Consider the following 25,454-nt stretch of genomic DNA (forward strand, 5'->3'; position numbering starts at 1 on the left):
ATTAGAACAGATCGATATCCAGCGCGAGTGTGCTGTAATTCGTGATACCATCGATATGCAGTACATTGCCATCGTTTAGATCAATCGTGGCACGAGTACCGTCGAAAGAGCCATAGACCGCCAGCACATCCTGCGCAGAGGTCAACCCGGTCCATAACGATGCATCAAGTGTGATCTGATCCAGCCCTTGTGTGAAATCAGTGATCGTATCGGTTCCCCCGTTGAATACAAACGTGTCTGCACCCGCGCCGCCCGCAAGCAAGTCGTCGCCCGCATCACCCTCTAGTCGGTCATCGCCCGCACCACCGTAAAGCCGGTCATCCCCAGCCCCGCCCCGTAGCAGATCCGATCCGGCACGACCCAGCAGAACGTCGGCACCGCCACCACCGGCAGCATTATCATCACCGGCGCCCGCAATGATGATATCCATGCCGTCACCGCCGATCAGATTGTCGTTGCCAGCGCTTCCTTCAATCAGCGCCGCATTGAAGGACGCCAAACCCGAACCACCCGTCAATGCATCCCGCAAGCCCGAAAAACTGGTTGCCTTGACCACGGCGATCACACCCCCGTCATCCATTGAACCACCCGGTTCGTTGGCAGGACCGTCAGGGCCTGTCGGATTGGTATCGGGGGGTGGTGTTGCCGGGCCGGGATATCCCGGCGCGATGGTTGTCGAGAACCGCATGCCATCCCCGATCACATCGGCAGTTGTCAGTTCTCTGTAGTCGATGAAAGACCCGCCAGCGCTGCGCACGATAAGCAATTCATCCCCATAGGCGATATTCATTCCATAGGATTGAATTGTGAAGGTCAGTTGACTGATATCGCGCAGCAACGACCACTGAGACAGATCGAGCTTGTCTTCACCCAAGGTGAAATCTGTAATTGTGTCGGCCACGCCATCACGGGACAGTGTAAAAACATCCGCCCCCGCGCCGCCTGTCAGGGTGTCACTGCCATTACCATCGCGCAGAATGTCATCGCCCTGATCGGCTTCAATCAGATCATCGGCATCGTGGCCCTGTAGGATGTCATTGCCGGTCGTTCCAGATAACAGCCCGCCAGCCAGAACCGCTGTTGTTGTCACGCCCGTTGGTCCGCTGTCATAACGCAGTTGCGTTATCCCGGTTTCGCTGCTGCTGGCGACAAAGATGTCCAAACCGTCATCGCGACTGCGCGCGGCAATGGCGCTGATATTATCCAATCCCATATCGACCGTGTCCTCAATATGGGCGCGGGACAACAGGTATCCCCCCTCCAGCAGGACAAAGATGGAAACACCGTCATCTGCCCCGGCGGCGATGACGTAAGTCTGGCCGTTATGGTTGACGACCTCCAGCGCTGTGATTCCGGCAAACCGGGAATTCAGGTTGTCGAGCAGATGATCCCGCATGGTCAGACTGCCATCAATTCCGACCTGCATGACGCTGATGGTGCTGCTACCCGCAGCACCCAGCAACAGATAGGTGCTACCGCCAACCATTGCGGTTTGCATCACGCTCGGCGCACTGATCCACAGCCCCTCATCAGGATTGATATGGTCGCTGGTGCTGACCGAACCGTCGGGTGCCACAGCCCAGCTGGTCACTGCGTTTTGGAGCGGGTTGGCCGTAAACAGGTAGTTTGTGCCACCAATATCGGCTTTTGCCACTGCGGCGATATTGCCGGTATGCCCAGTATCGGGGGTCAGGATGATGGCGTGATCAGTCAGCGCCCCAGTACTGTTGAAGGAGAGTTGCGCGATACCTGCATTGCCGGCCAATGCTCCAAAAACGGCCTGATCACCGCTCGCCAAATTGATCGTTACGCCGTACTGAAATCCGCCAAAAATGGCAGGCAACGTGTCCAATGTATTATCGACCGCGAATGTACCATCAGATTGTAGAGTGATCGTCTGCAGAACCCCCCCGGTTCCGCCACCGGTCACCAACCCGGTTGCGCCGCCCGGGCCAAACGCTGTCAGCGTGCTGGTCCCGCCCGGTCTGTCGCCGCCGTCAAAGTTCAACGTGTCGATCAGCGCGATAGAACTGGTATCCATTTGCCAGCTTTGCAGGACCCCATCATAGCGTGTGGTGCTCAGAAGAACCGGATTACCGTTGTTATCGACTATTTCAAGATCGGTAATCCGGGATCTTTCCAGATCAATCTCGGCGGTCGTATAGTTTACAAGATAGAATGATGACATGGATGGTCCCCCCCAGGACCGACAACCAATATGGCTTGATGTCAGGATGTCTTTTGGGGGCGACCTGCCGATGTCCGAATTGGGGCGCAGGCGTGAACCTTGACCGGCAATTGGCTCAATAACATCGTGTATTTTAGTCGATAGTAGAGGTTTCGACGTTGAAGCTGTGTCATCGTGCAGGCTAGAACGACATGCATCCAAGAGACAGGAGCGTGCGATGCCGCCGAAATTCGGAACCAGTGGATTGCGGGGCCTCGTGACAGAGCTGACGGCGCAATGCGTGAACGATCACATAGCGGCCTTCATTGCATCATGTGATCTCGGGACAGGTCTGTATCTTGGTCATGATCTGCGCGATTCGTCCCCTGATATTGCCGGAATGGTTGCCACTGCGGCCCGACAGCAAGGCGTCGCCGTGACCAAGTGCGGCGCAGTGCCCACGCCGGCACTGGCCCTTGCGGCCATGAGCGCTGGTGCCGGGGCTGTCATGGTCACCGGCAGCCATATACCGGCTGATCGTAACGGGTTGAAATTCTATACGCCGGACGGCGAAATCACGAAGGCCGACGAAAGCGCCATACTTGCCCATCTGGGTGCAGAAAGTACTGCTGTTGATGGTCCGGCGGTTGTCGCAAATGATACAGTCGCCGATGCCTACACGAACAGATATTTGACCGCATTTGGTGCCGCCCTCGACGGTATGAAAATCGGTCTGTACGCTCATAGCGCCGTCGGTCGGGACATGATGGCAGAGTTGCTGACGAGATTGGGCGCCGAGGTGAGCGTGCTTGGCTCTTCGGATGTTTTCATTCCCGTTGACACCGAAGCTGTCGCGCCAGATGTGCGCCAGCAACTCAAAGACTGGGCCAGCTCTGCGGAGTTTGACGCAATTGTCTCGACCGATGCCGATGGTGACCGCCCGCTTGTGACGGATGCGCGTGGCCAGATCGTGCCAGGTGACGTGCTGGGCCAGATCGCGGCCGCGATGCTAAAGGCAGAGGTTGTGGTCACACCGATTTCGTCCAACACAGGCGTCGAGGCTGGTGGCAAGTTTGAAAAAGTGATCCGCACCAAGATTGGATCGCCTTATGTCATTGCCGAGATGGCCAAGACCACGTCACGTGTCGTCGGCTATGAAGCGAACGGGGGATTTCTGCTTGGTTATGATGCAATGGGTCCGTGGGGCCCGCTACCCAAATTAATCACCCGCGATGCGATATTGCCGATGCTGTGCTGTCTTGGCGCCGCGCGTGGGAAAGGCGTGACAGCAGTCGTTTCGCAAGAACCACCGCGGTTTACGGCAGCGGACCGGTTACAGGACATCCCTACCGAACGTTCCGCTGCGCTGGTGAATGCGCTGGCGAATGATGCAGAGAATCGCGCCGATTTTTTGAAAAAGATTTCGGGGAGCGAGGCAGATCATTCAACCTTGGACGGGTTGCGGATGACACTGAATGATGGGCGCATCGTGCATCTTCGACCTTCCGGGAATGCGCCTGAACTGCGTCTTTATGTAGAGGCGGACACAACCGAGCGTGCCGCCAAGACACTGAACGACGGGTTGGCACTGTTGCGAACGGCCACTGCGGATGTCCTCTAATTCAGGATTTGTACCCATTCGGGTTGCCTGATTGCCAGACCCAGGTGCTGGATGTCATGTCATCCAGATTGTGTTCCGTGACCCATTTCAGTTCATGCTTTGCGCGTGTGGCATCGGCCTGCATGGCGGCAATGTCACCATCCCGACGCGCCGCGACTTTAGTGGGTATCGTCTTGCCGCTGGTCCGTTCAAAGGCGGCAACCATATCCAGCACGCTATAGCTCTGGCCGGTTCCGACATTAAAGGCCCGCGCGCCGGTCGCCTTATCAGCATAGCCAAGCGCGGCCACATGGGCGCGTGCTAGGTCGACAACATGGATGTAATCCCGCAGTCCCGTCCCGTCAGCGGTATCATAATCATCGCCAAAGACAGTCAGTGCGTCACGCTTGCCGATGGCGACCTGCGCGATATAGGGCATCAGGTTGTTGGGAATGTCGCTGGGATCCTCGCCAATCTGGCCAGAGGCATGCGCGCCCACCGGGTTGAAGTACCGCAAGAGTACCGCAGTGGTATCGTCCTGCGCAGCTGTCCAATCGGTTAATATCTGTTCGACCATCAGCTTCGACCGGCCATAGACGGAGGTGGGGTTGGTTGGATGTGCCTCGTCATAGGGCAGGTATTTCGGGACCCCGTAAACCGTCGCAGATGATGAGAATACAATCTTCCGGCAACCGATCCGATCCATCGCCCGCAGCAGGCAAAGTGTGCCCGAGACGTTGATATCGTAATAGTGCAGCGGGCGTTCCTGACTTTCGCCAACGGCCTTGAGCCCTGCAAAATGGATCACCGCCTCCGGCTGAAACCCATCCATGATATCATCGAGCTTGACGCTGTCGCGCACATCACCGATGTGATCGACCAATGTGCCATTGGACAGGCTGCGGATGCGCACGAGAACCTCTGGCGATGCATTGCAGTAATTGTCGACCACGCAAACCTCATGCCCTTGGGCCATGAGTTCAAGCAACGTGTGGCTTCCGATATAGCCCGCACCACCAGTGACTAAGACCCGCATGTGTCAAACCCCTCTTGCATTGCGCTTTAGTAGGTTTGGATAAGGCCAGCGGCAACTAGTTCCGCGAATAAACGTCTTCGTAACGAATGATATCATCCTCGCCGAGATAGCTGCCCGTTTGCACTTCGATCAGCACCATGGGCACTTTGCCGGGGTTTTCCATACGGTGCACCGCGCCAAGCGGGACATAGATTGACTGATTTTCGCTGACCAGGCGAACCTCATCATCAACGGTAACTTTTGCGGTGCCCTCGACCACGATCCAGTGTTCGGCCCGGTGGTGATGTGACTGCAGCGAAAGGGCTGCGCCGGGATGCACGACAATCCGCTTAACCTGAAAACGATTGCCGACGACAAGGCTTTCGAACCAACCCCATGGCCTGTGATCCTTCGGAAATGCTTCAGCCTGAGGGGCATTCTTGGTTTTCAGCGCGGCGACCGCCTGTTTGACGTCCTGTGTCCGATCTTTATGGCTGATCAAAACGGCATCAGGCATGGCGACGGCAACGATGTCTTCCAGACCAATGCCAACGATTGCCTGTTCGGCGACCTCGGACCGCAAAAGGGTATTCTGGCAATCGATTGCCGTGGCGGTGTCGGACAGTGAAAGCCCTTCGCGTTCGGTTTCGCGCCAGACTGCCGCCCAGTCACCCAGATCTGACCAGGTTCCCCGGTAGGGCACCACGCTAAGATTATTGGCCTTTTCCATCACCGCGTAGTCAATGGAAATCGCTTCGGCCTGCGCCCAAGGATCGGGCGCCAGCCGCAAAAAACCAAGGTCCGCCTTTGCGCCCTTTGTCGCCGCCTGCACGGCCGTGACCATATCCGGCACATTGTCCCGAAATGCATTCAGGATCGTTTCGGCCTTGAACAGGAAAATGCCCGCATTCCACAAAAACCGACCGTCAGCCAGCATCGTGGCAGCCGTGGCTGCATCCGGCTTTTCCACAAAAGATCGCAGTGGCTTTGGAACGATGTCTTCCGCAGGAGCATCGTCAAGTTCCAGATAACCATAACCGGTTTCCGGTCGATCGGGGGCGATACCAAAGGTTACCAACTGTCCGGCTTCGGCAGCGGGGATCGCAGCGGCGACGCTTTGATCAAATGCGTCACGGTCCGGGATCACATGGTCAGATGGCGCGACGAGGATCAGCGCGGCTGGATCAGTACTGGCAACATGCAGGGCGGCGGCGAGAATTGCAGGGGCCGTGTCGCGCCCCTCCGGTTCGATCAGAACAGCCTGCGGTGCGATTCCGGTCGCAGCAAGTTGCTGAACGACAATGAAACGGAATGGGTCGGCGGTGACCACGACGGGATCGCGGTAAAGGCTGCCCTGGAGCCGCCGGGCGCTTGCCTGAAACAGGCTTTCCTCGCCGGTGAGCGGCGAAAACTGCTTGGGATAGCTCTTGCGTGACAGCGGCCAGAGCCGCGTGCCAGAGCCGCCACACAACAAAACGGGCGTAATCATAACAAAGATTTCCTTACCTATGCCGCAGATCTTGGCCAGAAATAAGCTGGCTTCGGTACCAGTCATAGGTTGAAACGATCCCTTCGCGCAACGGGATTGCGGCAGTCCAACCCAATCGGGTCAGCCGTGTGGTATCCATCAGCTTGCGTGGCGTGCCGTCCGGCTTGGTCGTGTCGCAGATGATCTGGCCCTTAGAACCTGTAATTTCCGCCACCATTTCTGCAAGGTCCCGAACAGAGATATCGGTGCCTGTTCCAACATTGATGTGGCTAAGCATTGGTTGAGTTTCGGCTTCATAGGTATCCCGATCAAGGTTCAGCACAAACAACGCGGCTGCCGCCATGTCGTCCACGTGCAAGAACTCGCGGCGGGGCATACCGCTGCCCCAGATTTGCACCTCCTCAGCGCCCTGTTGGGCAGCTTCGTGAAATCGGGCGATCATCCCGGGCAGAACATGAGAGTTCTTGGGGTGAAAATTATCCCCCGGTCCGTACAGGTTCGTTGGCATGATCGACCGGTAATCGGTGCCATATTGCCTGTTATAGCTTTCACACAGTTTGATCCCGGCAATCTTGGCAATCGCATAGGGTTCGTTGGTTGGTTCAAGGGGGCCTTGCAGCAGACTGTTTTCCGTCATGGGCTGAGCTGCATCGCGGGGGTAGATGCAAGATGATCCCAATTGCAACAAACGCGATACCCCGGCGGCAAAGGCCTGATGAATGACGTTCGCCTGGATCATCAGATTCTCATAGATGAACTGGGCGGGATAAGTGTCGTTGGCCATGATGCCGCCTACTTTTGCTGCAGCCAGAATGACCAATTCCGGACGCTCTCTTGCAAAAAAGCGGCGCACTGCGATCTGATTGGTCAGATCAAGAGCATCACGATCTGCGACGATCAGGTCATCCTGGCCTTCCGCCTGCAAGCGACGGAGTATTGCGCTCCCCACCATCCCATTGTGACCGGCGATGTAGATGCGCATCTGGTCAGGCAACGACGGACAAAGGCATGTCAAACCCATGATGGCGCAGCAACGCGTGGCGCTGTGCGGTCAGCAAATCCTCGGCGACCATTTCAGCACACATCTGTCGTGCTGTAATTGTCGGTGTCCAACCAAGCTGTGCCTTTGCCTTGGACGGATCACCCAACAGTGTCTCCACCTCGGCGGGACGGAAATATCGGGGATCAATACGCATCACGACATCGCCAACACTCACATGCGCGGCCATATCGCTGGTTACGGCGCTGACGGTGGCAATCTCATCAACGCCGTGGCCGGAGAATGCCAGTTTCAAACCAAGCTCTCCCGCCGTCCAGACGATGAAATCACGCACGGAATGCTGTTCGCCCGTCGCAATGACATAGTCCTGCGGCGTATCCTGTTGCAGCATCATCCACTGCATCCGCACATAGTCCTTCGCGTGCCCCCAATCGCGCAAGGCATCTATGTTTCCCATGTAAAGGCAGTCAGAAAGTCCCATCGCGATATTCGCCAAGCCCCTTGTTATTTTGCGTGTGACAAAGGTTTCGCCCCTGCGCGGGCTTTCGTGGTTAAAAAGGATCCCATTGCAGGCATACATGCCGTAAGCCTCACGATAGTTCACGCAGGTCCAATAGGCGTAAAGCTTGGCAACAGCATACGGGCTACGCGGATGAAAGGGGGTCGTTTCGGTCTGGGGGATCTGCTGGACCAGACCGTAAAGCTCTGACGTTGAGGCCTGATAGAACCGCGTCTTGTTCTCCAGTTTCAGAAACCTGATCGCCTCGAGCAACCGCAGAGTGCCCATTGCGTCCACATCAGCGGTGTATTCCGGGGCCTCGAAACTGACGGCGACATGGGATTGCGCGCCCAGATTATAGACCTCATCTGGCCGTACCTCGGCTATGATCCGTGTCAGGTTCGAACTGTCAGTCAAATCGCCATAATGCAGGATGAAGCGTGCATCATCGGTCTGCGGATCCTGATAAATGTGATCAATCCGGTCAGTATTCAGCTGTGAGGCGCGCCTTTTGATTCCATGCACCTCATATCCTTTTTCAAGCAAAAGCTCTGCCAGATATGAACCATCCTGGCCCGTAATTCCGGTTATCAACGCGCGTTTCATGGTGAATAGTCCCAAACTGCCGCCCCGGGTCATTGGTGTCCGACAGGTCTTAACAAATGGTTTAGATAAGCAATGCCTTAACGGCGGGCGGACGTGAAAGAGATCGTTTACCTTGCCACGCTGATACTGCGCGCGATTTCATTCAGTCCCGGAAGGCGCAATTTTCCATGCCAGATCAAACACCAAACCTGTCCTTGCCATTCATTCTGCCTGCACAAGCGCAAAAGCATGTGACGCATAACGAAGCGATTGAGTTGCTTGATATGATCGTCCAACTGACACTGGAAGAGACCGGGGCCACGACGCCGCCGGGTTTGGCAGATGAAGGACAGGCCTGGGCGCTGGGTACCGCACCGACAGGCGCATGGACAGGGCAGGGCAATATGATTGCCACGTGGCGCGGCGGCGGCTGGTTATTCGTGACCCCGCGCGATGGTTGGCTGGCTTGGGTTCGCGGGATCGGTGAGTTGCAGGCTTTCTCTGGCGGCGTATGGATCACCAAAGGCGGTTCACCGGAACTGGACAATCTGTCTGGCGTGGGCATCAACGCAACGGCTGACACGACAAATCGTTTAAGCGTATCCAGCGACGCGACATTGTTGAACAACGACGGCGCTGGGCATCAGGTCAAGATCAATAAGGCCAGCGCTGGCGACACGGCGTCACTGCTTTATCAGACCGGTTTTTCGGGGCGGGCCGAGATGGGCCTCGCCGGAAACGACGATTTCAGTATCAAGGTGACGGATGATGGCGCGTCCTGGGCGACCGCAATTACGATCACGGCGGCGACCGGTCACGTTCAGATCGGTGAGGTGCTGCGATTGAATCCCGGGGCCGCGCCCGCCAGTGCCGCCGCTGGCGATATCTATTTTGACGCGACAAGCGCAAAGCTGCGATGTTTCGATGGAACGATCTGGCAGGACCTGTTCTAGGACCGACTCGCACTATCAGTCAAAATGCAGAAAACAGCGCGCGAAGCCGAAAGGTCTCGCGCGTTTTTTCGTTTCAGCACACGGAAAACCAGCCGCGACATCATAATTCTTCTGGTCATACCGACCCCTTTACCCGTATGGGCAGAACAGAAGCGGATTCTTGTCGCAGGGTGCTTGCGACACCATAGGACCTCTGCTACATCGCGCAGGATTTTGCTGCTTTCGTGAAAACGGGGGCCAAACAAGCTGCCCCTTTGCTGCCCACATCGCTGGGTCTGATAAAGCCGGGCCTAACACATCGGAAGGCTACACGTGTCCGAAACTGCTGGTATTTCGACAGGCATCGCAAACCGCTATGCAACTGCCGTGTTTGACTTGGCCAAAGAAGGCAAGGCGATCAAGGCTCTCGAATCAGATGTCGCAGCTTTGGAAGCTGCAATGAACGAAAGCGCCGATCTGCGCACCTTGCTGACCTCGCCGCTTTACAGCCGGGAAGAACAGTCAGCCGCGGTTGCTGCCATCGCCAAGAAAATGGAACTCTCCGACACCACGGGCAATGTGCTCGGTCTTTTGGCCGCGAAACGCCGTCTGTTCATTCTGCCGCACCTTGTCCGCGTCCTGCAGGACCGTCTGGCCGAAGAGCGTGGCGAAGTCACAGCCGAAGTCACCACAGCCAAGGCCCTGACCAAGGCACAGTCCGACAAGCTGGCGAAAACACTCAAGGCCCAAGTGGGTAAATCTGTCACCATCAAAGAAACCGTCGATGAAAGCATCATTGGCGGTCTTATCGTTAAAGTGGGCTCCAAGATGATCGACACGTCGATCGCCTCCAAGCTCAACGCACTCCAGAACACTATGAAAGAGGTCGGATAATGGCGATCCAAGCGTCTGAAATCTCTGCGATCCTGAAGGACCAGATCAAGAACTTCGGTCAAGAAGCCGAAGTGGCCGAGGTTGGCCGGGTACTGAGCGTGGGTGATGGTATCGCCCGTGTGTATGGCCTCGACAACGTGCAGGCCGGTGAAATGGTCGAATTCCCGGGCGGTATTCGCGGGATGGCCCTGAACCTTGAATCTGACAACGTCGGTGTTGTGATCTTCGGTTCCGACCGTGACATCAAAGAAGGCGACACCGTCAAGCGCACCAAATCCATCGTGGACGTGCCTGCGGGTGACGAGCTGCTGGGCCGCGTTGTTGACGCGCTTGGTAACCCGCTGGATGGCAAAGGCCCGATCAACGCCTCCAAGCGTCTTGTTGCTGACGTCAAAGCCCCCGGCATCATCCCCCGCAAATCCGTACACGAGCCAATGGCGACCGGCCTGAAATCCGTTGACGCCATGATCCCAATTGGCCGTGGCCAGCGCGAACTGATCATTGGTGACCGTCAGACCGGCAAGACCGCGGTGGCGCTGGATACAATCCTGAACCAGAAATCCTATAACGATGCCGCTGGCGATGATGAATCGAAGAAGCTTTACTGCATCTACGTTGCTGTCGGTCAGAAGCGTTCCACCGTTGCACAGCTGGTGAAGCGCCTCGAAGAATCCGGCGCGATCGAATATTCCATCGTCGTGGCCGCGACCGCGTCAGAGCCTGCGCCTATGCAGTACCTCGCCCCATATTCCGCCACGGCGATGGCCGAGCATTTCCGCGACAATGGACGCCACGCGCTGATCATCTATGATGACCTGTCCAAGCAGGCCGTGTCCTATCGTCAGATGTCGCTGCTGCTGCGCCGCCCACCCGGGCGTGAAGCGTACCCCGGTGACGTTTTCTACCTCCACTCCCGCCTGTTGGAGCGGTCGGCGAAGCTGAACGAAGACAACGGTGCCGGATCGCTGACCGCGCTGCCGATCATCGAAACCCAGGGTGGTGACGTGTCGGCCTTTATTCCGACGAACGTGATTTCGATCACCGACGGTCAGATATTCCTTGAAACCGAACTGTTCTATCAGGGTATCCGCCCTGCCGTGAACACCGGTCTGTCGGTGTCTCGCGTGGGTTCGTCGGCCCAGACCAACGCGATGAAATCCGTCGCCGGTCCGGTGAAACTGGAACTGGCGCAGTACCGCGAAATGGCGGCCTTTGCGCAGTTCGGTTCTGACCTGGATGCATCCACGCAGCAGCTATTGAACCGTGGTGCGCGTCTGACGGAACTGATGAAGCAACCCCAGTATTCGCCACTGACCAACGCAGAAATCGTCTGTGTGATCTATGCGGGTACAAAGGGTTACCTCGATAAGATCGCCGTCAAGGATGTTGGCCGGTTCGAAGCAGGCCTGTTGAAGCACCTGCGCACGAATGCGTCTGACGTGCTGGACTACATCACCAAGGAAGATCCAAAGATCAAAGGCGAGGCCGAGGACAAGATCAAGGCAGCCGTCGAAGCCTTCGCCAAAGATTTCGCCTGATACTTGGACATAGGAGAGCCTTATGCCCAGTCTTAAGGACCTGAAAAACAGGATCGAGTCGGTCAAATCGACCCGCAAGATTACCAAGGCCATGCAAATGGTCGCGGCAGCCAAACTGCGCCGCGCCCAAGATGCTGCCGAGGCGTCTCGCCCCTACACAGAACGGTTCAACGCCGTGATGGCGGGGCTTGCTGCATCTGTCGGTGGCTCTGACTCTGCACCCAAATTGCTATCCGGAACGGGCAGCGATCAGGTGCAGCTGCTGATCGTCATGACTGCGGAACGTGGTCTGTGCGGCGGTTTCAACGGCAATATCGCCAAACTGGCGCGTACACATGCGCAAAAGCTGATCGCCGAAGGCAAGACCGTGAAAATCGTAACGGTCGGCAAGAAGGGCCGTGATGCGCTTAAGCGTGACCTGAGTGACCATTTCGTCCATCACGTGGACCTGACAGAGGTGAAGCGGGTTAGCTACGCTGACGCTCAGGGGATCGCCAAGGATGTCTTGGCGCGGTTCGATGCGGGTGAATTCGACGTCGCAACGATCTTTTTCGCGCGTTTCGAGAATGTCGTCACCCAGCACCCGACGGCCCAGCAGATCATCCCCGCCAAGTTCGAAGAGGTGGCCGACAAGGAAGCCACGCTTTACGACTATGAACCCGGCGAGGAAGAAATCCTGGCCGACCTGCTGCCGCGCGGCGTCGCGACCGCAATTTTCAGCGCATTGCTGGAAAATGGCGCGTCCGAACAGGGTGCCCGCATGTCCGCCATGGACAACGCGACCCGCAACGCCGGTGAAATGATCGACAAACTGACGATCGAGTTCAACCGCTCGCGCCAGGCCGTGATCACCAACGAGCTGATTGAAATTATTTCGGGCGCGGAAGCGCTCTAGTACCCCCGGAGAAAACCATTATGGCTAACGCAAAAGGTAAGATCACGCAGATCATCGGCGCCGTCGTTGACGTGCAGTTCGATGAACATCTGCCTGAGATTCTGAACGCCCTGACAACCGACAACAACGGCCGCAAGCTGACCCTTGAGGTCGCACAGCACCTTGGTGAAAACACCGTGCGCGCCATCGCCATGGACGCAACCGAAGGTCTGGTGCGTGGTCAGGAAGTCACCGACACTGACGGTCCAATCAGTGTGCCCGTGGGTGACGCAACCCTTGGGCGGATCATGAACGTCGTGGGCGAGCCCATTGATGAAAAAGGCCCGATCGACACCAAGGAAAGCCGCACGATCCATGGTGACGCACCAACGTTTGAGGCGCAGTCGACCTCTTCGGAAATCCTTGTGACCGGTATTAAGGTTATCGACCTGCTGGCCCCTTACGCGAAGGGCGGTAAAATCGGCCTCTTCGGGGGTGCTGGTGTGGGCAAAACGGTTCTGATCCAGGAACTGATCAACAACATTGCCAAGGTGCACTCCGGCTATTCGGTCTTCGCTGGTGTGGGTGAGCGGACCCGTGAAGGCAACGACCTGTACTACGAATTCATCGAATCCGGCGTTATCAACGCCGATGACCTGACCAAGTCCAAAGTGGCGCTGGTTTATGGTCAGATGAACGAACCTCCCGGTGCGCGTATGCGTGTGGCCCTGTCCGGTCTGACGATGGCCGAACAATTCCGCGATCAGTCCGGGACAGACGTTCTGTTCTTTGTCGACAACATCTTCCGCTTTACCCAAGCCGGTTCCGAGGTGTCAGCGCTGTTGGGCCGTATCCCATCCGCTGTGGGCTATCAGCCAACACTGGCGACCGATATGGGTCAGATGCAGGAACGGATTACATCGACCAAGAATGGCTCGATCACCTCTGTGCAGGCGATCTACGTGCCTGCTGACGACTTGACCGACCCTGCGCCTGCGACATCGTTCGCGCACCTTGACGCGACGACCGTTCTGAACCGTGCGATTTCCGAGCTGGGTATCTATCCTGCCGTGGACCCGCTCGATTCAACGTCGCGCCTGATGGACCCCGCTGTTCTGGGTGAAGAGCATTATCGCGTCGCCATGGATGTGCAGAACACGTTGCAGCGCTACAAGTCACTGCAGGACATCATCGCCATCCTCGGCATGGACGAACTGTCCGAAGAAGACAAACTGACCGTGGCCCGCGCCCGGAAAATCCAGCGTTTCCTGTCGCAGCCATTTGACGTGGCCGAAGTGTTCACCGGTTCGCCCGGCGTACAGGTCCCGCTGGAAGACACGATTTCGTCCTTCAAGGCCGTTGTCGCCGGTGAATATGACCATTTGCCAGAAGGTGCGTTCTACATGGTCGGTGGCATCGACGAAGTGAAAGCCAAAGCCGAGAAAATGGCTGCAGACGCAGCGTAAGGAGCCGACATGGCAAACCTACAATTTGATCTGGTCTCGCCCGAACGCCGCTTGGCCTCGGTTGAGGCGTCCGAGGTGCAGATCCCCGGTGCCGATGGCGACATGACGGCAATGGCCGATCACGCGCCAACGATCACAACGCTGCGCCCTGGTGTGCTGACCGTGGTCCATAAGGGCGGAAGCGACGAATATGTCGTGTCTGGCGGTTTTGCCGAGATCACGGCAGAAAGCGTTTCAGTCCTGGCGGAAAACGCGCTGCCCAAGGGCGAAGTGACGCAAGAGATCTACGACCAGATGGTTGCCGATGCCAAAGAGGCTTACGGCAAGGCGCAAGAGACGTTCAAGAACGAACCTGGCCCAGTCGATGACGCCGCCAAATTGCTGGCGGATATGGTGGCGATTGGCGGGACAATTGGACTCAGCCCGAAAAACTGAACCACGCAATCACTCTTGAGAAGGGCCCTGCATTCGCGGGGCCCTTTCTGTTTGAAACATCACTGTTTCAGGGTGGAAACCGTGGCAATGCCGATATCTTCCGGTGTGTCGACACCATCAATCGTGATGTCCATGCTGCCGTGAATGTTGGTGTAGCTGCCGATCGCGTACAGCCCTTCGGCCTCTGCTCCGTAAAGGGAACCGATCAGATTGCCATCAATCGCAAAGCTGTTGAGGCCGTTGTCCAAGACGCCGTTGATGCCAAACCCCACGGCGTAATGACCATCGGGACTTGCACCAACCGTGGCGTCCGTAATCGTGACCACCCCATCATAATGCGCCACCTGTGGAAAATCGAATTCGTCTTCGGTGATGCCCTGAAAACCTGATGCGGTACCCGAAAGCGTGGCATTTGCGATATCCAGTTGCAGCATGGCATTCCCGATGACATTGGCCGACACCGATGCATTCCCCATGATCAACTGCATATACCCATCATATGAAACCGATCCTGTTGTCGGCTGGCTGCCAAATACGGTTTGACCACCCCCGGTGGATGCGTCTGTCACAATGGCAAAATCGCTGAGAAGGTCAGCCTCGTAACTGACCCGTTCGGCTGCTGTCAACACATTCAACGCTGTCGTTCCGACGACAGGAGGGTCGGACGAGCCGCTGCCACCCCCGTCCGGGCCTGAACCGGCCCCATCACCGTTGGTGCGGCCTTCCCCGGAACCTCCACCGCAGGATGCAAAACAAGCCAGCAGCATGCACGGTATCAGAAGACGAAGCCACGTGGTCATCACAGCAAAACCCGACTATTCTATTAAATTGCTAATCAAGTTATCTCTTATTCATGAACTATTTATTATCTCTGTTGGGAAAGCTGTGCTGAAGGGCGCCTGGCTTTTCGGTCGGACCGGAAAGAACAATCAATGCTGAATAACGCGAAGGGCAGTCATGCGTAGGTTGCAGAGTGGTACGGTTGGAATTGACCATGGTGATGTGGTCCTGTTCTCTGACTTTGAACATGATGGTGACATGTGGCGTGGCGAAGGCCCCCGGCAAAATCGGCAAGCGGTGGTTTTTGCAACGCCCTATCTGAACCCACCGCATGTCCAGGTGTCGATATCGATGTGGGACATCTCGAACAAGACGAACACCCGTGTGGATGTTCAGGCCGAAAATATCACCAATTCAGGCTTTGACATCGTGTTTCGCACATGGGCCGATACGCAAGTGGCTCGTGCACGGGTGGCATGGACATCAATTGGCGAGTTGCCAAATGATGATGGGTGGGATCTTTATTGAACCATCGTCCCGGACGTGGCTCATGCTACTCCGCAGCATAAAGCCCTTCATAGATCGGGCCCAGCGTCTTGTGATCAAAGAGCGATGATACCGATGTGCCGTTCCAGGTGTTCAGAATGGCCTGGGCGAACATAGGCGCGGTTGGCACGATACGGATATTCTTGCAGCCTTTCACCGCTGCTGTAGGTGCAATCGTGTCGGTGATCACAAGGGTTTTCATCACCGACTTCGAGACCCGCTCGACCGCTGGGCCGGAAAGAACGCCGTGCGTGATATAGGAATGAACCTCTTTCGCGCCGTTTTCCATCAGCACTTCGGCAGCTTTGCAAAGGGTGCCTGCGGTATCCACGATATCGTCCACGATTACGCAGACCTTGTCTTTCACGTCACCAATCACCGTCATTTCAGCCACTTCACCGGGCTTGCCGCGGCGTTTGTCCACAATAGACAAAGGTGCGCCGATCCGCTGTGCCAGATCACGCGCCCGAGCCACGCCGCCCACGTCGGGCGAGACGATCATCACATCGTCCAACCGATCGCGGAAATTGTGCATCGCATCGAGCGCATAAATGGGTGAGGCATAAAGGTTATCGACCGGAATGTCGAAAAAACCCTGAATCTGCGTGGCGTGCAAATCCAGGGTCAAAACGCGCTCGATACCGGCTTCTACGATCATATTCGACACCAGCTTGGCCGTGATCGGAGTACGGGCCTTGGATCTGCGGTCCTGCCGTGCGTATCCGAAATAGGGGATCACAGCGGTGATACGGGCGGCAGAGGACCGACGCAGGGCGTCCGCGATGATCAAGAGTTCCATCAGGTTGTCATTGGCCGGGTTTGATGTGGGTTGGACGATGAACATGTCCTCGCCGCGCACATTTTCGAACACCTCGACAAAAATCTCACCATCGTTGAACCGTTCGACCCGCGCATCACATAATCCAACTTCCATGCCCCGGTGCATCGACATGCGGCGGGCAATTGCGGTGGCCAGCGGCTGGTTCGCGTTACCGGAAATCAGCTTCGGCTCGATCATGGTGGGCATCAGGGGGTCCTTTGGCAGAAGGGGTTACTGGCATGTAACGGATTCGTGGCGTTGACACCGAGTAGCACAGGGTTACCGTCCCGCAAACATGCAGCGCACCTCAGGAGACGGAAATGGCCCATATCGATTACTTCTTTGCAACGCTCTCACCCTTCACCTACCTGTCGGGTACGCGTCCGCAGGAAATTGCGGATAGACACGGCGCAACCATCACCTATAGACCACTTGATATCATGGCGCTGTTTGGTCGGACCGGCGGCACGCCCCCCAAGGACAGACACCCAAATCGGCAGGAATATCGGCTGCAGGAACTGCGTCGCCGGTCCAAGCTGGCAGGGCTGCCACTGAACCCCAAACCGGCCCACTGGCCAACCAACGGGGCGCCATCGGCCTATGCCATCATTACCGCCCAGAACGAAGGCGGCAATGTTGGCCAGCTTGTGCACAATTTCGGTGCCGCCTGCTGGGCCGAGGACCGGGATATCGCACAGGATGACGTTGTGCGGGACGTGTTGGAAAAATCTGGCTTTGATCCCGCGCTGGCCGATAAGGGTCTGATGACCAGCGCCGATACCTTTGCCAAAAACCTAGAAGATGCCGTGATGCAGGGGGCCTTTGGTGCCCCGTTTTTCATCACCGACACGGATGAACGGTTCTGGGGGCAGGACCGTCTTGATGATCTGGATGCATATCTGGCTGGCGATCTTTAGTGCACACCATCGCCGGACATCAGATCGCATTTGAAACCGTCGGGTCCGGCGCGCCTGCGGTCATGATCCATTGTGCGCTGGCGCGGTACAAGGTTCTGCTGCCCTTGGCAAACGCGCTTGGCTGTCGCGCCACGCTGTTCGACATGCCGGGCCACGGGCGCAGCGCTGACTGGGACGGAACAACCGAATATCAGTCACTCGTGGCCGACACTGCCGCCAGCTTCTGCGACGGTCCAACCCACCTGATCGGTCATTCTTTTGGTGCGACTGCCGCCTTGCGCCTCGCGGTCACACGACCCGATCTGGTCAATCGCCTGACGCTGATTGAACCGGTCTATTTTGCCGCCGCCAAGGGAACCGAGGCCCATCAGGCGCACGCGAAAAAGTTTCGCCCTTTTGTCGGTGCCATGCTGACCGGGGAAGAGGCAAAGGCGGCAGAGATATTCAACGCCCTGTGGGGCGACACGCCTTGGGCGGATCTTTCAGAGCGTCGGCGGGCCTACCTGACAGAGCGGATTCACCTGATCGTGGCTGGTGCAGCGGCGATCGAAGAAGATGCAGACGCGATCACCTCTGCCGAAAAGCTATCGACGCTTTCGATCCCTGTTGCGCTGATCCGGGGTGCCGCCTCTGTACCGGTAATCGCGGCAATCCATAACAGCCTTGTCAGTCGTATGCCTAACGCCACCGATCATGTTGTGGCGGGCGCCGGTCACATGGTGCCGCTCACCCATGTGGAAGAGGTCGCCCGGATTATCCGCGCAGCAGATCCAGAAACTGCGTGACGCCCTCTTCGGTCATCGACCAGTCGGTCACCAGTCGACCAATCAGCATCTCGTCAGGGTCGCCGATTTCCGGATCGCCGCTCATCACATAGTAGACCGCGCCGCCGTCCAGCATTCGCTTATGTTCAGACCGGCGCATCTGGAAAAAGATGATATTGGCCTGCGGTTCATACAGCATCTGCACGGCGTTATGGGCGCGCAGCCCCTCGGCCAGTTGGGCGCAGCGCGCATTGGCCGACCGGGCCATATCGAGCCACAACCCGTCAGCCAGATAGGCCTGCATCTGGGCCGACAGATAACGATGCTTGGACAACAAATGCCCGCCACGCTTGCGGCGCAACTCAAACTCCCAGGCCAGATCGGGGTCGAAGATCACACAAGCCTCAACGCCCAGTGCCCCGTTTTTCGTACCGCCAAAGCTGACCGTATCAATGCCCGCTTTCCACGTCATCTCGGCCGGTGAGCAGTCGAGTGCGGTCAGCGCATTGGCAAAGCGCGCGCCGTCCAGATGGGTTTTGAGGCCGTATTCGCGGGCCACGTCTGTCAGCGCCGCGATCTGATCCAGCGAATACAGCGTCCCTTTCTCGGTCACCTGCGTGATCGACAGCGGCCCGCGCTGCGGGCCATGCACGCCACGGTTTTCTTCAGCCAGGATTTTTGTGCGCAGCGCATCGGCGGACATCTTGCCGTCGGCTGTTGGCACCAGTGTCAGCTTGGCCTGTGTATAGAATTCCGGGGCGTTGCATTCATCCTCGTGGATATGCGCGCATTCAGAACAGAAAATCGTCTGCCAGGGCTGGGACATGGTGCCCAGCAATACGGAATTGGCCGCTGTGCCATTGATGATCAGATAAACGGCTGCTTCTGGCGCTTCAAAGATGTCGCGAACCTGCACGCGCACCTCATCCATGATCGGGTCTGCGCCATAGCCCATGGCATAGCCCTGATTGGCTGCGACCAGCGCCTCCATCACCTTGGGGTGGGCCGGGCCCGCGTTGTCAGAGGCAAAATACATCTAATTCGGCTCCTCGATGATGTGGTCGTCCCAATCATCTTCATCGACTTTGAATTCCGGTATTGTCAGACCCTTCACCGACACGCCCGCGTCATGGACCGACATCGGATTGCCCGAGATCAGCGGATGCCAATCATAAAGATCCCGACCTTCATAAACCAAGCGGTAAGCACAGGTCTGCGGCAGCCAGTACATGTTGTCCTTGAGTGTCTTGGGGGTCAGCACGATGCATTCAGGGACAAAATCGTGACGGTTGACATAGTTGCCGCACAGACAGGTGCTGTCATCCAGCAGGCGGCAGGCGATCCGGGTCAGGGCGACGGTGCCTTCGTCATCTTCCAGCTTGTTCAGGCAGCATTTGCCGCAGCCATCGCACAGCGCCTCCCATTCCTCCCGGTTCAGTTTGTTCATTGGTTTGGTTTGCCAGAACCGGGGCGCCAGCCCGTTCCGGGGGATTTCACTGGACATTGGCCAGAATTCCACGGGCCTGATCACAATCGGTGCCCATCTGGCTGATTAACTCATCGACCCCATCGAATTTCAGCTCCGGGCGCAGGAAATCGACAAGCGCCACTGACAGGTGGGTCCCATACAGATCGCCCTTGAAATCAAAAATGAACGTTTCGCAATTTGGCAGGTTCTCCCCGAACATCGGACGCACCCCGATGGATGCGGCACCATCATAAGTGCCTTCATGCGGTCCGCCCAACACATCCACCTTGACGGCGTAGACACCGAATTTTGGAGGATGCAGGTCGGCGATCGACATATTGGCCGTGGGATAACCCAGATCACGACCGCGCTGATGGCCACGAATAACCTCGCCTTCGATCCGGTGCCAGTGATCCAGCATTGCCGCCGCATCACGGGGCCGACCATCCGTCAGGGCCTTTCGGATCGCGGTCGATGACACCGCACCTGCATCGTTGGTCACGATTGGGGCGATGGTCACGCCAAACCCCATCTCTGCGCCGAAGGTTTGCAGGTCGGTTGTTGTCCCGGCGCGACCCTTGCCAAAGCAGAAGTCGGCACCAACGACCACATGTGTCAGACCTAACTGATCGGCGATGATGTTTTGTGCAAACGCGCGCGGGGTCAGGCCGGCCAGTGCGTCGTTAAACGGGACCTCATACAGCTTTTCGACACCCAGCTTGGCAAGTCTGTTTGCCTTGGCCTCAGCATTCATCAGGCGGAACGGTTTGGAATTCTTGGAAAAATAGCTGCGCGGGTGGGGTTCGAATGTCATGATGCCAAGCGGCACCTGTGCGTCCTGCGCGACCTTCCGCGTCAGATCAATCACGGCCTGATGGCCGATATGAACACCGTCGAAATTACCGATGGCCGCTGCTGCACCGCGGTCGGCAGGGTCAATGTAAACGGTGTCTCGGATAATGCGCATGGCCTTGCGTAGCGTGGCTCGCGCGGGCGTGCAAGGTCAGTCGAATTTCCGCGATGGGGCCAGAACAGTGGCGTCCCCGACAAGCACCTTCTTGTCATTGACCAGACAACGCGTGTCCATCTTGACCCGGCGCCTTGAGTGATCAATCTCGGTCACCTCAACCTCGGCCAGCACCATGTCGCCTGGACGTACGGGCGCGAGGAATTTCAGGTTCTGCCCCAGATAGACCGTGCCGTGACCGGGCAGTTGCTCACCAATGACCGCGCTGACAAGCCCGGCAGTCAGCATGCCGTGGGCAATACGGCCCGCGAATATCGTGTCTCGTGCGTATTCCTCGTCCAGATGAACCGGGTTCCGGTCGGTGGATACTTCGGCGAACAGCTCGATATCGCGGTCGGTCACGACCTTGCGCAGCGACCGCACCATCCCGATCTCAATATCTTCGATGCAGATCGTTCCGCGGGGGGCATTATCAAGCATGTCACGCTCCATAAGGTAACAAAAATCCAAGTATCATAACGATATTGAAATTTAATTACTTTGCAAACGCAGAAAAATCAAGCGATTCCGTTAGCGAAGGTGACCAATTGAATAAGTCGCGCTCATCTGCTGCGATTGCAGATAGTCGGCCAGCGCATCAGGGTCGGGTTGCGTGTCTGTTTTCGTCTCTTTCGCCGCCAATCCGCCGGAAATGAACAGCGCATCGATATCTTCCTGAACGGCGCCCAGAATATCAGTACCGATTCCATCACCGATCCCGATGATACGCGGATCGGATGGCGCACTGGTTAACGCAGCGAGCCTGCGGCGTGCCAAGTCGTAGATCGGCGGGTGCGGCTTGCCGAAATAAAGGCTCTCGCCGCCCATTTCAGTATAAAGCGCAGCCAAGGCACCGGCACACCATTCCCGCACCTCGCCCCGGTCCACGACAATGTCGGGATTGGCGCAAAGCAGCTTCAGCCCCTTTGTCTTGGCGTAAAGAAACTCTGGCCGGTTCACATCAACATCGGCCAGTGGATCAAAGGGGCCGCAACAGACGATGCCTTCGGCTTCGTCCAGCGGAACCTTTTGGATGTTCACCGGATCTTCAATGATTTTCAAGGGCTTGAAGAAATCATCATCGCGTGGGCTTTCGCCCATGAACCAGATTTTTTGCCCGACGATCCCGCGATACATGGCCGCCCGCGCGCTATCACCAGAAGTGGCAATGGCATCCCATGCATCGTCCGGCACACCGAACCCGCTGATTTGGCGCGCCACCGAATCCCACGGACGGGGGGAGTTGGTGACAAGCACCACCAACCCGCCAGCGGCCCTGTATTTCTGCATGGCCGCGACTGCATCGGGCAGGGCGTGAATGCCGTTATGCATGCAGCCCCACAGGTCGACAAAGGCGGCGTCGTATTGCCCCGAAATCTCTTCGAAACGGGTGATGATCTGGGTCATGAAATGGCACCTTTTCGGCGGTCGGCGTTGCGTCGGACTTACGTCGGCAAAACGTCGGACCCCTACGAACGTTCCGTTAAGACAGTTTCAGGTTCGGAATGATCTGTTTTTTCCGGCTCATCATGCCGGGCAGAACCACGCTGTCGCCGCTGACCTTGGCGTCAAATGATTTTTCGGCCAGGGTCTTGGTCAGATCGTTGGGGATCAGCAGTGTTGCTTCTTCGGAAAGGATATCAACCACGAACAGCAAAACCTGATCAACGCCGTCTTCCTTGGCGACGGCGGGCATAGCATCTATCAGTGCCTTTTTGCGATCCAGCACCACATCGGGCGCGGTTGTTTCCAGCACCGAGACACGGAACTTCTTGCCATCGACCTCATATTCCTTGCTGTCCATACGCAACAACTCGGCCTCGGAGAATGCAGACACATCGGATTTCGCCGCAAACATCTCACCCGCATAGCCGTGCAGGTCGATATTCAGCTCATCTGCCAGCTTCTCGGCCAGTTCCTTGTCCATCGGTGTGGTGGTGGGGGACCGGAATGCCAGCGTGTCGGACAGGATGCAGGACAGCATCAGCCCCTTGACGTTCTTTGGCATCTTGGTGGCCGCTGACCCCATCATCTGATGCATGATCGTAGCAGTGCAGGCCAAAGGCCGGATCGTGATGTTGATCGGGTTCTTGGTTTCCAGCCCGCTGGTCAATTTGTGATGGTCGATGATCGCGATGACCTTGGCGTTATTGATGTTCTCTGGCAGTTCGGCAGGATTGTTGGTGTCAACGATGACGCATTCCTGGTCATTCTCGACGTCCTTGATCACGTCGGGCAGGGTAAAGCCCCATTTTTTGGCGACAAACTCAGCCTCTGTATTGGGTTTGCCAAGCAGCACCGCCTTGGCGTCGATCCCGGTGTGGTTCAGGAACCATTCCCAGATCAGGGGCGAACCGGTGCTGTCAGTGTCGGGGGCTTTGTGGCCGAAAACGAGTGTGGTCATGGGGGTCACTTTCCATCAGGGCGCAATTTGCCCCGTGTATATGAGTGTCTGTCAGGGCTGTCACCCCATGGCTGTGGTTTGACGTTATGGTTGGGATTATGGTAACCTTACGGCGCTCAATAGGAGGAACCTGACAATGGACAAACTGGCCTAAACCGCTTGCATTGATCAATGGGCAAGGATGCCCGCCACCCTTTTGAGAAGGAGCACCCTGACAATGGACATGACTGGCTGACGCCGTTTGGCGATCCGTTTGGCCGTTTTGGCCCCATGATCATTTACAGATGAGGTGCAAAGATGCCCCATAAAACACCAAAGCCCCGCAAGACGGGCACGAAACCCCTGTCCGTCACGAACCGCAGGGTCATTCGCCCTGATCCGGTGGGCGGGCGACCCGGCAATGTGCCCCAAAGCCCGAACCGGCAGCGGCGTGACAGCAAACGCCCGCCACGCTTCCCCGGTCGGTTGGGCGGCCGTTAATAAAACACCCCGCCGCAAATTGCGGCGGGGCTATTTGAAAACCTGCGGTTTCAATCAGTCTTCGGTGCCGAGGAATGCGCCCTGAATGGAAATGGGGTCTGACCCATCTTCGGTAATTGTCAGCAGGACATTGCCGCCGATGACCAGCGCATCAACGCCGTAGAACTGACCGGCATAGGCACCGCTTTGAAGGTCGAGCCCGGTTGGCAAGCTGCCGTCCACAGCGATATTTCCGGAAAAGCCGTTACCGCTGATTGCTGTGGACTGCAAGTCATAGCTCTGTCCGTTCATGATGCCCGTTAACGATCCAAGGTTCATGGAACCGTCAATTGTATCGTTCACGAAATCTGCCTCGAGCGAGATGAAGCCTGACCCTCGTGCGGTCGTGGTACCCTGGACAGCGTCCACATTGACCTCCGCATCATAAAAGATCGATCCGCCTGGCGGCGATAGAGCCGCAATCGTTGCCGGGTCGGTATCAAAACCGTAGACGATATGAGTAACCTGACTGTCAGTCGATGAACCGCTTGGAACAATCGACAGACGCGCCTGTGCTGCGATGTTGCTCGGAACTGTTTCCAGCACGTCGAAATCTACATTGGTCGGGACGCCATTGACGTTATTCTGGCCGAAATAGTCTGTTTGAGATCCGCTCGACAACACCGCATTCAAAGACTGCCCATCAACTTGGAGCGTGACAACTCCTGGATTGGCACCGGAAGGATTGGTGAACGCAACCGTGATGTCGGATTGCTGGACCGAGGGCGTTCCGCCAACCCGCACAAGCTTGCTGTTGCCCGTTGTGGAGAAGGTGATGCCTTGGTCGATTTCGTCTCCCGCCTCAGCGTAACCATCGCTCGCATCTGGTCCATTTGTCGTGCCGCCGGGGCCGCCTGATATGGGGTCACCGCCACCACTACCACCACAGGCGGCAAGGGCCAGAAGCAGGGTGAGCGACATGGCGGTTTTTGGTATGTAAGTCGTCATTGGGCAACCTTTGCTGTGAGTGTTAAGAATTCATTAATACCTTGGCCCGGCGCACGGCTAGGTTGAACTTGATTTTGTTGGGCAGGTCCTTGCTGCTGTGATGAATATGACCCAAACTGGATCGGGATGACGAAACCTCGGGAAGCCGATCTATATCCACCTGTGAAAGCCTATCTTGAGCGGCAAGGCTATGACGTAAAAGGCGAGGTGGGGGCCGCTGATGTGGTGGCCCGGCGCGGTGCCGAAGCGCCGGTTATCGTCGAGTTGAAACTGGGATTTTCGCTCGCCTTGTTTCATCAGGGGATCGAGCGGTTGGCGATGACCGATCTGGTTTACCTAGCTATACCCGCCGGCGGAAAGACCAAGGCGCTGAAGGCGAATGTGAAGCTTGCCCGCCGGGTTGGTCTAGGTGTGATCACCGTGCGGCTGCGTGATGGGCATGTCGAGGTGTTGGCCGACCCCGGGCCATATGCGCCGCGCAGGTCCAAGAAAAAGGCGGCGCGGCTCTTGCGCGCCTATGATCGCCTGAAGGGCGACCCCAATAGCGGCGGCGCCACCCGGCACGGCATTGTGACAGGTTACCGGCAGGATGCCCTGCGCTGCGCCCGGTTTCTGGCAGTCCACGGTCCATCAAAGGGGGCGACTGTCAAAAACTGGGCCGAGGTGCCGGACGCCACCCGTATCATGGCTGCCGATCATTATGGCTGGTTTCAGCGTGTCAGCCGCGGCGTCTATAGTCTGACAGAGGCCGGTCACCAGGGACTTGCAGATTACGGGGACGTCTGAAC

Annotated in this window: 26 protein-coding genes; 12 read left to right on the top strand and 14 right to left on the bottom strand. The window is 57.2% G+C overall.

Features of this window, described 5'->3' with window-relative positions:
- Position 1 precedes the first annotated feature (1 nt).
- Positions 2-2,188: a M10 family metallopeptidase C-terminal domain-containing protein gene (locus ACFWW4_RS14140; RefSeq protein WP_411891455.1), complete on the bottom strand. Its 2,187-nt coding sequence runs from the start codon at positions 2,186-2,188 to the stop codon at positions 2-4.
- A 217-nt stretch (positions 2,189-2,405) separates the two neighbouring features.
- Here ACFWW4_RS14140 and ACFWW4_RS14145 point away from each other — a divergent pair, with 217 nt between their 5' ends.
- Positions 2,406-3,788, top strand: coding sequence for a phosphomannomutase (locus tag ACFWW4_RS14145; RefSeq protein WP_411891456.1), 1,383 nt, complete (start codon positions 2,406-2,408; stop codon positions 3,786-3,788).
- Between the two features lies 1 nt (position 3,789).
- Here the strand turns inward: ACFWW4_RS14145 and galE are convergent, their stop codons facing one another.
- From galE to gmd, 4 genes are read right to left on the bottom strand one after another with little or no spacing between them, the layout of a single operon-like run.
- A complete protein-coding gene (galE, locus tag ACFWW4_RS14150; RefSeq protein ID WP_411891457.1) occupies positions 3,790-4,803 on the bottom strand; it encodes a UDP-glucose 4-epimerase GalE in 1,014 nt (337 codons plus the stop codon).
- Between the two features lie 55 nt (positions 4,804-4,858).
- Entirely contained in the window at positions 4,859-6,271 is a 1,413-nt protein-coding gene (locus ACFWW4_RS14155) for a mannose-1-phosphate guanylyltransferase/mannose-6-phosphate isomerase (protein ID WP_411891458.1), read from the bottom strand.
- A 13-nt stretch (positions 6,272-6,284) separates the two neighbouring features.
- Positions 6,285-7,292: a GDP-L-fucose synthase family protein gene (locus ACFWW4_RS14160; protein WP_411891459.1), complete on the bottom strand. Its 1,008-nt coding sequence runs from the start codon at positions 7,290-7,292 to the stop codon at positions 6,285-6,287.
- The gene (gene gmd / locus ACFWW4_RS14165; RefSeq protein ID WP_411891460.1) at positions 7,258-8,376 is read right to left on the bottom strand and encodes a GDP-mannose 4,6-dehydratase; all 1,119 of its coding nucleotides are present in this window, start codon (positions 8,374-8,376) and stop codon (positions 7,258-7,260) included. The genes ACFWW4_RS14160 and gmd overlap by 35 nt, the downstream gene beginning before the upstream one ends.
- A gap of 167 nt (positions 8,377-8,543) precedes the next feature.
- Between gmd and ACFWW4_RS14170 the strand changes: the two genes are divergently transcribed.
- The 6 genes from ACFWW4_RS14170 to ACFWW4_RS14195 all read left to right on the top strand — a co-directional run bounded on the left by ACFWW4_RS14170 (position 8,544) and on the right by ACFWW4_RS14195 (position 14,494).
- A complete protein-coding gene (locus ACFWW4_RS14170; RefSeq protein ID WP_411891461.1) occupies positions 8,544-9,308 on the top strand; it encodes a DUF2793 domain-containing protein in 765 nt (254 codons plus the stop codon).
- A 312-nt stretch (positions 9,309-9,620) separates the two neighbouring features.
- Positions 9,621-10,181, top strand: a complete 561-nt coding sequence (locus tag ACFWW4_RS14175; RefSeq protein WP_393933723.1) for a F0F1 ATP synthase subunit delta — start codon at positions 9,621-9,623, stop codon at positions 10,179-10,181.
- On the top strand, positions 10,181-11,719 hold the full coding sequence (atpA, locus tag ACFWW4_RS14180; RefSeq protein WP_411891462.1) for a F0F1 ATP synthase subunit alpha: 1,539 nt from the start codon (positions 10,181-10,183) through the stop codon (positions 11,717-11,719). Before ACFWW4_RS14175 ends, atpA begins: the two co-directional genes overlap by 1 nt.
- A 22-nt stretch (positions 11,720-11,741) precedes the next feature.
- Positions 11,742-12,614, top strand: coding sequence for a F0F1 ATP synthase subunit gamma (locus tag ACFWW4_RS14185; RefSeq protein WP_411891463.1), 873 nt, complete (start codon positions 11,742-11,744; stop codon positions 12,612-12,614).
- 20 nt (positions 12,615-12,634) lie between these two features.
- Positions 12,635-14,059, top strand: coding sequence for a F0F1 ATP synthase subunit beta (gene atpD, locus ACFWW4_RS14190; protein ID WP_411891464.1), 1,425 nt, complete (start codon positions 12,635-12,637; stop codon positions 14,057-14,059).
- A 9-nt stretch (positions 14,060-14,068) separates the two neighbouring features.
- Positions 14,069-14,494 (top strand): F0F1 ATP synthase subunit epsilon, encoded by a 426-nt coding sequence (locus tag ACFWW4_RS14195; protein WP_393933731.1) that lies wholly within the window; start codon positions 14,069-14,071, stop codon positions 14,492-14,494.
- A 59-nt stretch (positions 14,495-14,553) separates the two neighbouring features.
- On the opposite strand, the gene ACFWW4_RS14200 is transcribed toward ACFWW4_RS14195, so the two are convergent.
- Complete coding sequence (locus ACFWW4_RS14200; protein WP_411891465.1) at positions 14,554-15,261, bottom strand: hypothetical protein; 708 nt, start codon at positions 15,259-15,261, stop codon at positions 14,554-14,556.
- Between the two features lie 190 nt (positions 15,262-15,451).
- Here ACFWW4_RS14200 and ACFWW4_RS14205 point away from each other — a divergent pair, with 190 nt between their 5' ends.
- A complete protein-coding gene (locus ACFWW4_RS14205) occupies positions 15,452-15,802 on the top strand; it encodes an H-type lectin domain-containing protein (protein ID WP_393933737.1) in 351 nt (116 codons plus the stop codon).
- Positions 15,803-15,827: 25 nt separating this feature from the next.
- On the opposite strand, the gene ACFWW4_RS14210 is transcribed toward ACFWW4_RS14205, so the two are convergent.
- The gene (locus ACFWW4_RS14210) at positions 15,828-16,847 is read right to left on the bottom strand and encodes a ribose-phosphate pyrophosphokinase (RefSeq protein ID WP_411891466.1); all 1,020 of its coding nucleotides are present in this window, start codon (positions 16,845-16,847) and stop codon (positions 15,828-15,830) included.
- Between the two features lie 113 nt (positions 16,848-16,960).
- Here ACFWW4_RS14210 and ACFWW4_RS14215 point away from each other — a divergent pair, with 113 nt between their 5' ends.
- On the top strand, positions 16,961-17,557 hold the full coding sequence (locus tag ACFWW4_RS14215; protein ID WP_411891467.1) for a 2-hydroxychromene-2-carboxylate isomerase: 597 nt from the start codon (positions 16,961-16,963) through the stop codon (positions 17,555-17,557).
- A complete protein-coding gene (locus tag ACFWW4_RS14220) occupies positions 17,557-18,342 on the top strand; it encodes an alpha/beta fold hydrolase (protein ID WP_411891468.1) in 786 nt (261 codons plus the stop codon). Before ACFWW4_RS14215 ends, ACFWW4_RS14220 begins: the two co-directional genes overlap by 1 nt.
- Here ACFWW4_RS14220 and ACFWW4_RS14225 read toward each other — a convergent pair.
- From ACFWW4_RS14225 to ACFWW4_RS14250, 6 genes are all read right to left on the bottom strand, one after another.
- Entirely contained in the window at positions 18,311-19,357 is a 1,047-nt protein-coding gene (locus ACFWW4_RS14225; protein ID WP_411891469.1) for a threonine aldolase family protein, read from the bottom strand. The two genes, ACFWW4_RS14220 and ACFWW4_RS14225, sit on opposite strands and share 32 nt — an antisense overlap.
- Positions 19,358-19,825 (bottom strand): YcgN family cysteine cluster protein, encoded by a 468-nt coding sequence (locus ACFWW4_RS14230; protein ID WP_411891470.1) that lies wholly within the window; start codon positions 19,823-19,825, stop codon positions 19,358-19,360.
- Positions 19,815-20,756: a bifunctional riboflavin kinase/FAD synthetase gene (locus tag ACFWW4_RS14235; RefSeq protein ID WP_411891471.1), complete on the bottom strand. Its 942-nt coding sequence runs from the start codon at positions 20,754-20,756 to the stop codon at positions 19,815-19,817. The genes ACFWW4_RS14230 and ACFWW4_RS14235 overlap by 11 nt, the downstream gene beginning before the upstream one ends.
- Before the next feature lie 36 nt (positions 20,757-20,792).
- Positions 20,793-21,236: a MaoC family dehydratase gene (locus ACFWW4_RS14240; protein ID WP_411891472.1), complete on the bottom strand. Its 444-nt coding sequence runs from the start codon at positions 21,234-21,236 to the stop codon at positions 20,793-20,795.
- Positions 21,237-21,326: 90 nt separating this feature from the next.
- Entirely contained in the window at positions 21,327-22,202 is an 876-nt protein-coding gene (locus tag ACFWW4_RS14245; protein WP_411891473.1) for a TIGR01459 family HAD-type hydrolase, read from the bottom strand.
- A 76-nt stretch (positions 22,203-22,278) separates the two neighbouring features.
- Entirely contained in the window at positions 22,279-23,199 is a 921-nt protein-coding gene (locus tag ACFWW4_RS14250; RefSeq protein ID WP_411891474.1) for a manganese-dependent inorganic pyrophosphatase, read from the bottom strand.
- 297 nt (positions 23,200-23,496) lie between these two features.
- Here ACFWW4_RS14250 and ACFWW4_RS14255 point away from each other — a divergent pair, with 297 nt between their 5' ends.
- Positions 23,497-23,679, top strand: coding sequence for a hypothetical protein (locus ACFWW4_RS14255; protein ID WP_411891475.1), 183 nt, complete (start codon positions 23,497-23,499; stop codon positions 23,677-23,679).
- 54 nt (positions 23,680-23,733) lie between these two features.
- On the opposite strand, the gene ACFWW4_RS14260 is transcribed toward ACFWW4_RS14255, so the two are convergent.
- Positions 23,734-24,666 (bottom strand): transferrin-binding protein-like solute binding protein, encoded by a 933-nt coding sequence (locus ACFWW4_RS14260; RefSeq protein ID WP_411891476.1) that lies wholly within the window; start codon positions 24,664-24,666, stop codon positions 23,734-23,736.
- A 126-nt stretch (positions 24,667-24,792) separates the two neighbouring features.
- Between ACFWW4_RS14260 and ACFWW4_RS14265 the strand changes: the two genes are divergently transcribed.
- Complete coding sequence (locus ACFWW4_RS14265; protein WP_411891477.1) at positions 24,793-25,452, top strand: DUF2161 domain-containing phosphodiesterase; 660 nt, start codon at positions 24,793-24,795, stop codon at positions 25,450-25,452.
- Positions 25,453-25,454 lie beyond the last annotated feature (2 nt).

The organism is Yoonia sp. SDW83-1 (assembly GCF_046762885.1).
In the GTDB taxonomy this organism is placed as follows: Bacteria; Pseudomonadota; Alphaproteobacteria; order Rhodobacterales; family Rhodobacteraceae; genus Yoonia.

Coding starts and splice junctions, on each gene's coding strand:
- ACFWW4_RS14215 (WP_411891467.1), top strand. CDS start 16,961: ATGGCCCATATCGATTACTTCTTTGCAACGCTCTCACCCTTCACCTAC.
- ACFWW4_RS14195 (WP_393933731.1), top strand. CDS start 14,069: ATGGCAAACCTACAATTTGATCTGGTCTCGCCCGAACGCCGCTTGGCC.
- ACFWW4_RS14160 (WP_411891459.1), bottom strand. CDS start 7,292: ATGGGTTTGACATGCCTTTGTCCGTCGTTGCCTGACCAGATGCGCATC.
- ACFWW4_RS14155 (WP_411891458.1), bottom strand. CDS start 6,271: ATGATTACGCCCGTTTTGTTGTGTGGCGGCTCTGGCACGCGGCTCTGG.
- atpA (WP_411891462.1), top strand. CDS start 10,181: ATGGCGATCCAAGCGTCTGAAATCTCTGCGATCCTGAAGGACCAGATC.
- ACFWW4_RS14240 (WP_411891472.1), bottom strand. CDS start 21,236: ATGCTTGATAATGCCCCCCGCGGAACGATCTGCATCGAAGATATTGAG.
- atpD (WP_411891464.1), top strand. CDS start 12,635: ATGGCTAACGCAAAAGGTAAGATCACGCAGATCATCGGCGCCGTCGTT.
- ACFWW4_RS14185 (WP_411891463.1), top strand. CDS start 11,742: ATGCCCAGTCTTAAGGACCTGAAAAACAGGATCGAGTCGGTCAAATCG.
- ACFWW4_RS14260 (WP_411891476.1), bottom strand. CDS start 24,666: ATGACGACTTACATACCAAAAACCGCCATGTCGCTCACCCTGCTTCTG.
- ACFWW4_RS14255 (WP_411891475.1), top strand. CDS start 23,497: ATGCCCCATAAAACACCAAAGCCCCGCAAGACGGGCACGAAACCCCTG.
- ACFWW4_RS14235 (WP_411891471.1), bottom strand. CDS start 20,756: ATGCGCATTATCCGAGACACCGTTTACATTGACCCTGCCGACCGCGGT.
- ACFWW4_RS14245 (WP_411891473.1), bottom strand. CDS start 22,202: ATGACCCAGATCATCACCCGTTTCGAAGAGATTTCGGGGCAATACGAC.
- ACFWW4_RS14225 (WP_411891469.1), bottom strand. CDS start 19,357: ATGTATTTTGCCTCTGACAACGCGGGCCCGGCCCACCCCAAGGTGATG.
- ACFWW4_RS14265 (WP_411891477.1), top strand. CDS start 24,793: ATGACGAAACCTCGGGAAGCCGATCTATATCCACCTGTGAAAGCCTAT.
- ACFWW4_RS14210 (WP_411891466.1), bottom strand. CDS start 16,847: ATGCCCACCATGATCGAGCCGAAGCTGATTTCCGGTAACGCGAACCAG.
- ACFWW4_RS14230 (WP_411891470.1), bottom strand. CDS start 19,825: ATGTCCAGTGAAATCCCCCGGAACGGGCTGGCGCCCCGGTTCTGGCAA.
- ACFWW4_RS14205 (WP_393933737.1), top strand. CDS start 15,452: ATGCGTAGGTTGCAGAGTGGTACGGTTGGAATTGACCATGGTGATGTG.
- ACFWW4_RS14250 (WP_411891474.1), bottom strand. CDS start 23,199: ATGACCACACTCGTTTTCGGCCACAAAGCCCCCGACACTGACAGCACC.
- gmd (WP_411891460.1), bottom strand. CDS start 8,376: ATGAAACGCGCGTTGATAACCGGAATTACGGGCCAGGATGGTTCATAT.
- galE (WP_411891457.1), bottom strand. CDS start 4,803: ATGCGGGTCTTAGTCACTGGTGGTGCGGGCTATATCGGAAGCCACACG.
- ACFWW4_RS14170 (WP_411891461.1), top strand. CDS start 8,544: ATGCCAGATCAAACACCAAACCTGTCCTTGCCATTCATTCTGCCTGCA.
- ACFWW4_RS14200 (WP_411891465.1), bottom strand. CDS start 15,261: ATGCTGCTGGCTTGTTTTGCATCCTGCGGTGGAGGTTCCGGGGAAGGC.
- ACFWW4_RS14145 (WP_411891456.1), top strand. CDS start 2,406: ATGCCGCCGAAATTCGGAACCAGTGGATTGCGGGGCCTCGTGACAGAG.
- ACFWW4_RS14140 (WP_411891455.1), bottom strand. CDS start 2,188: ATGTCATCATTCTATCTTGTAAACTATACGACCGCCGAGATTGATCTG.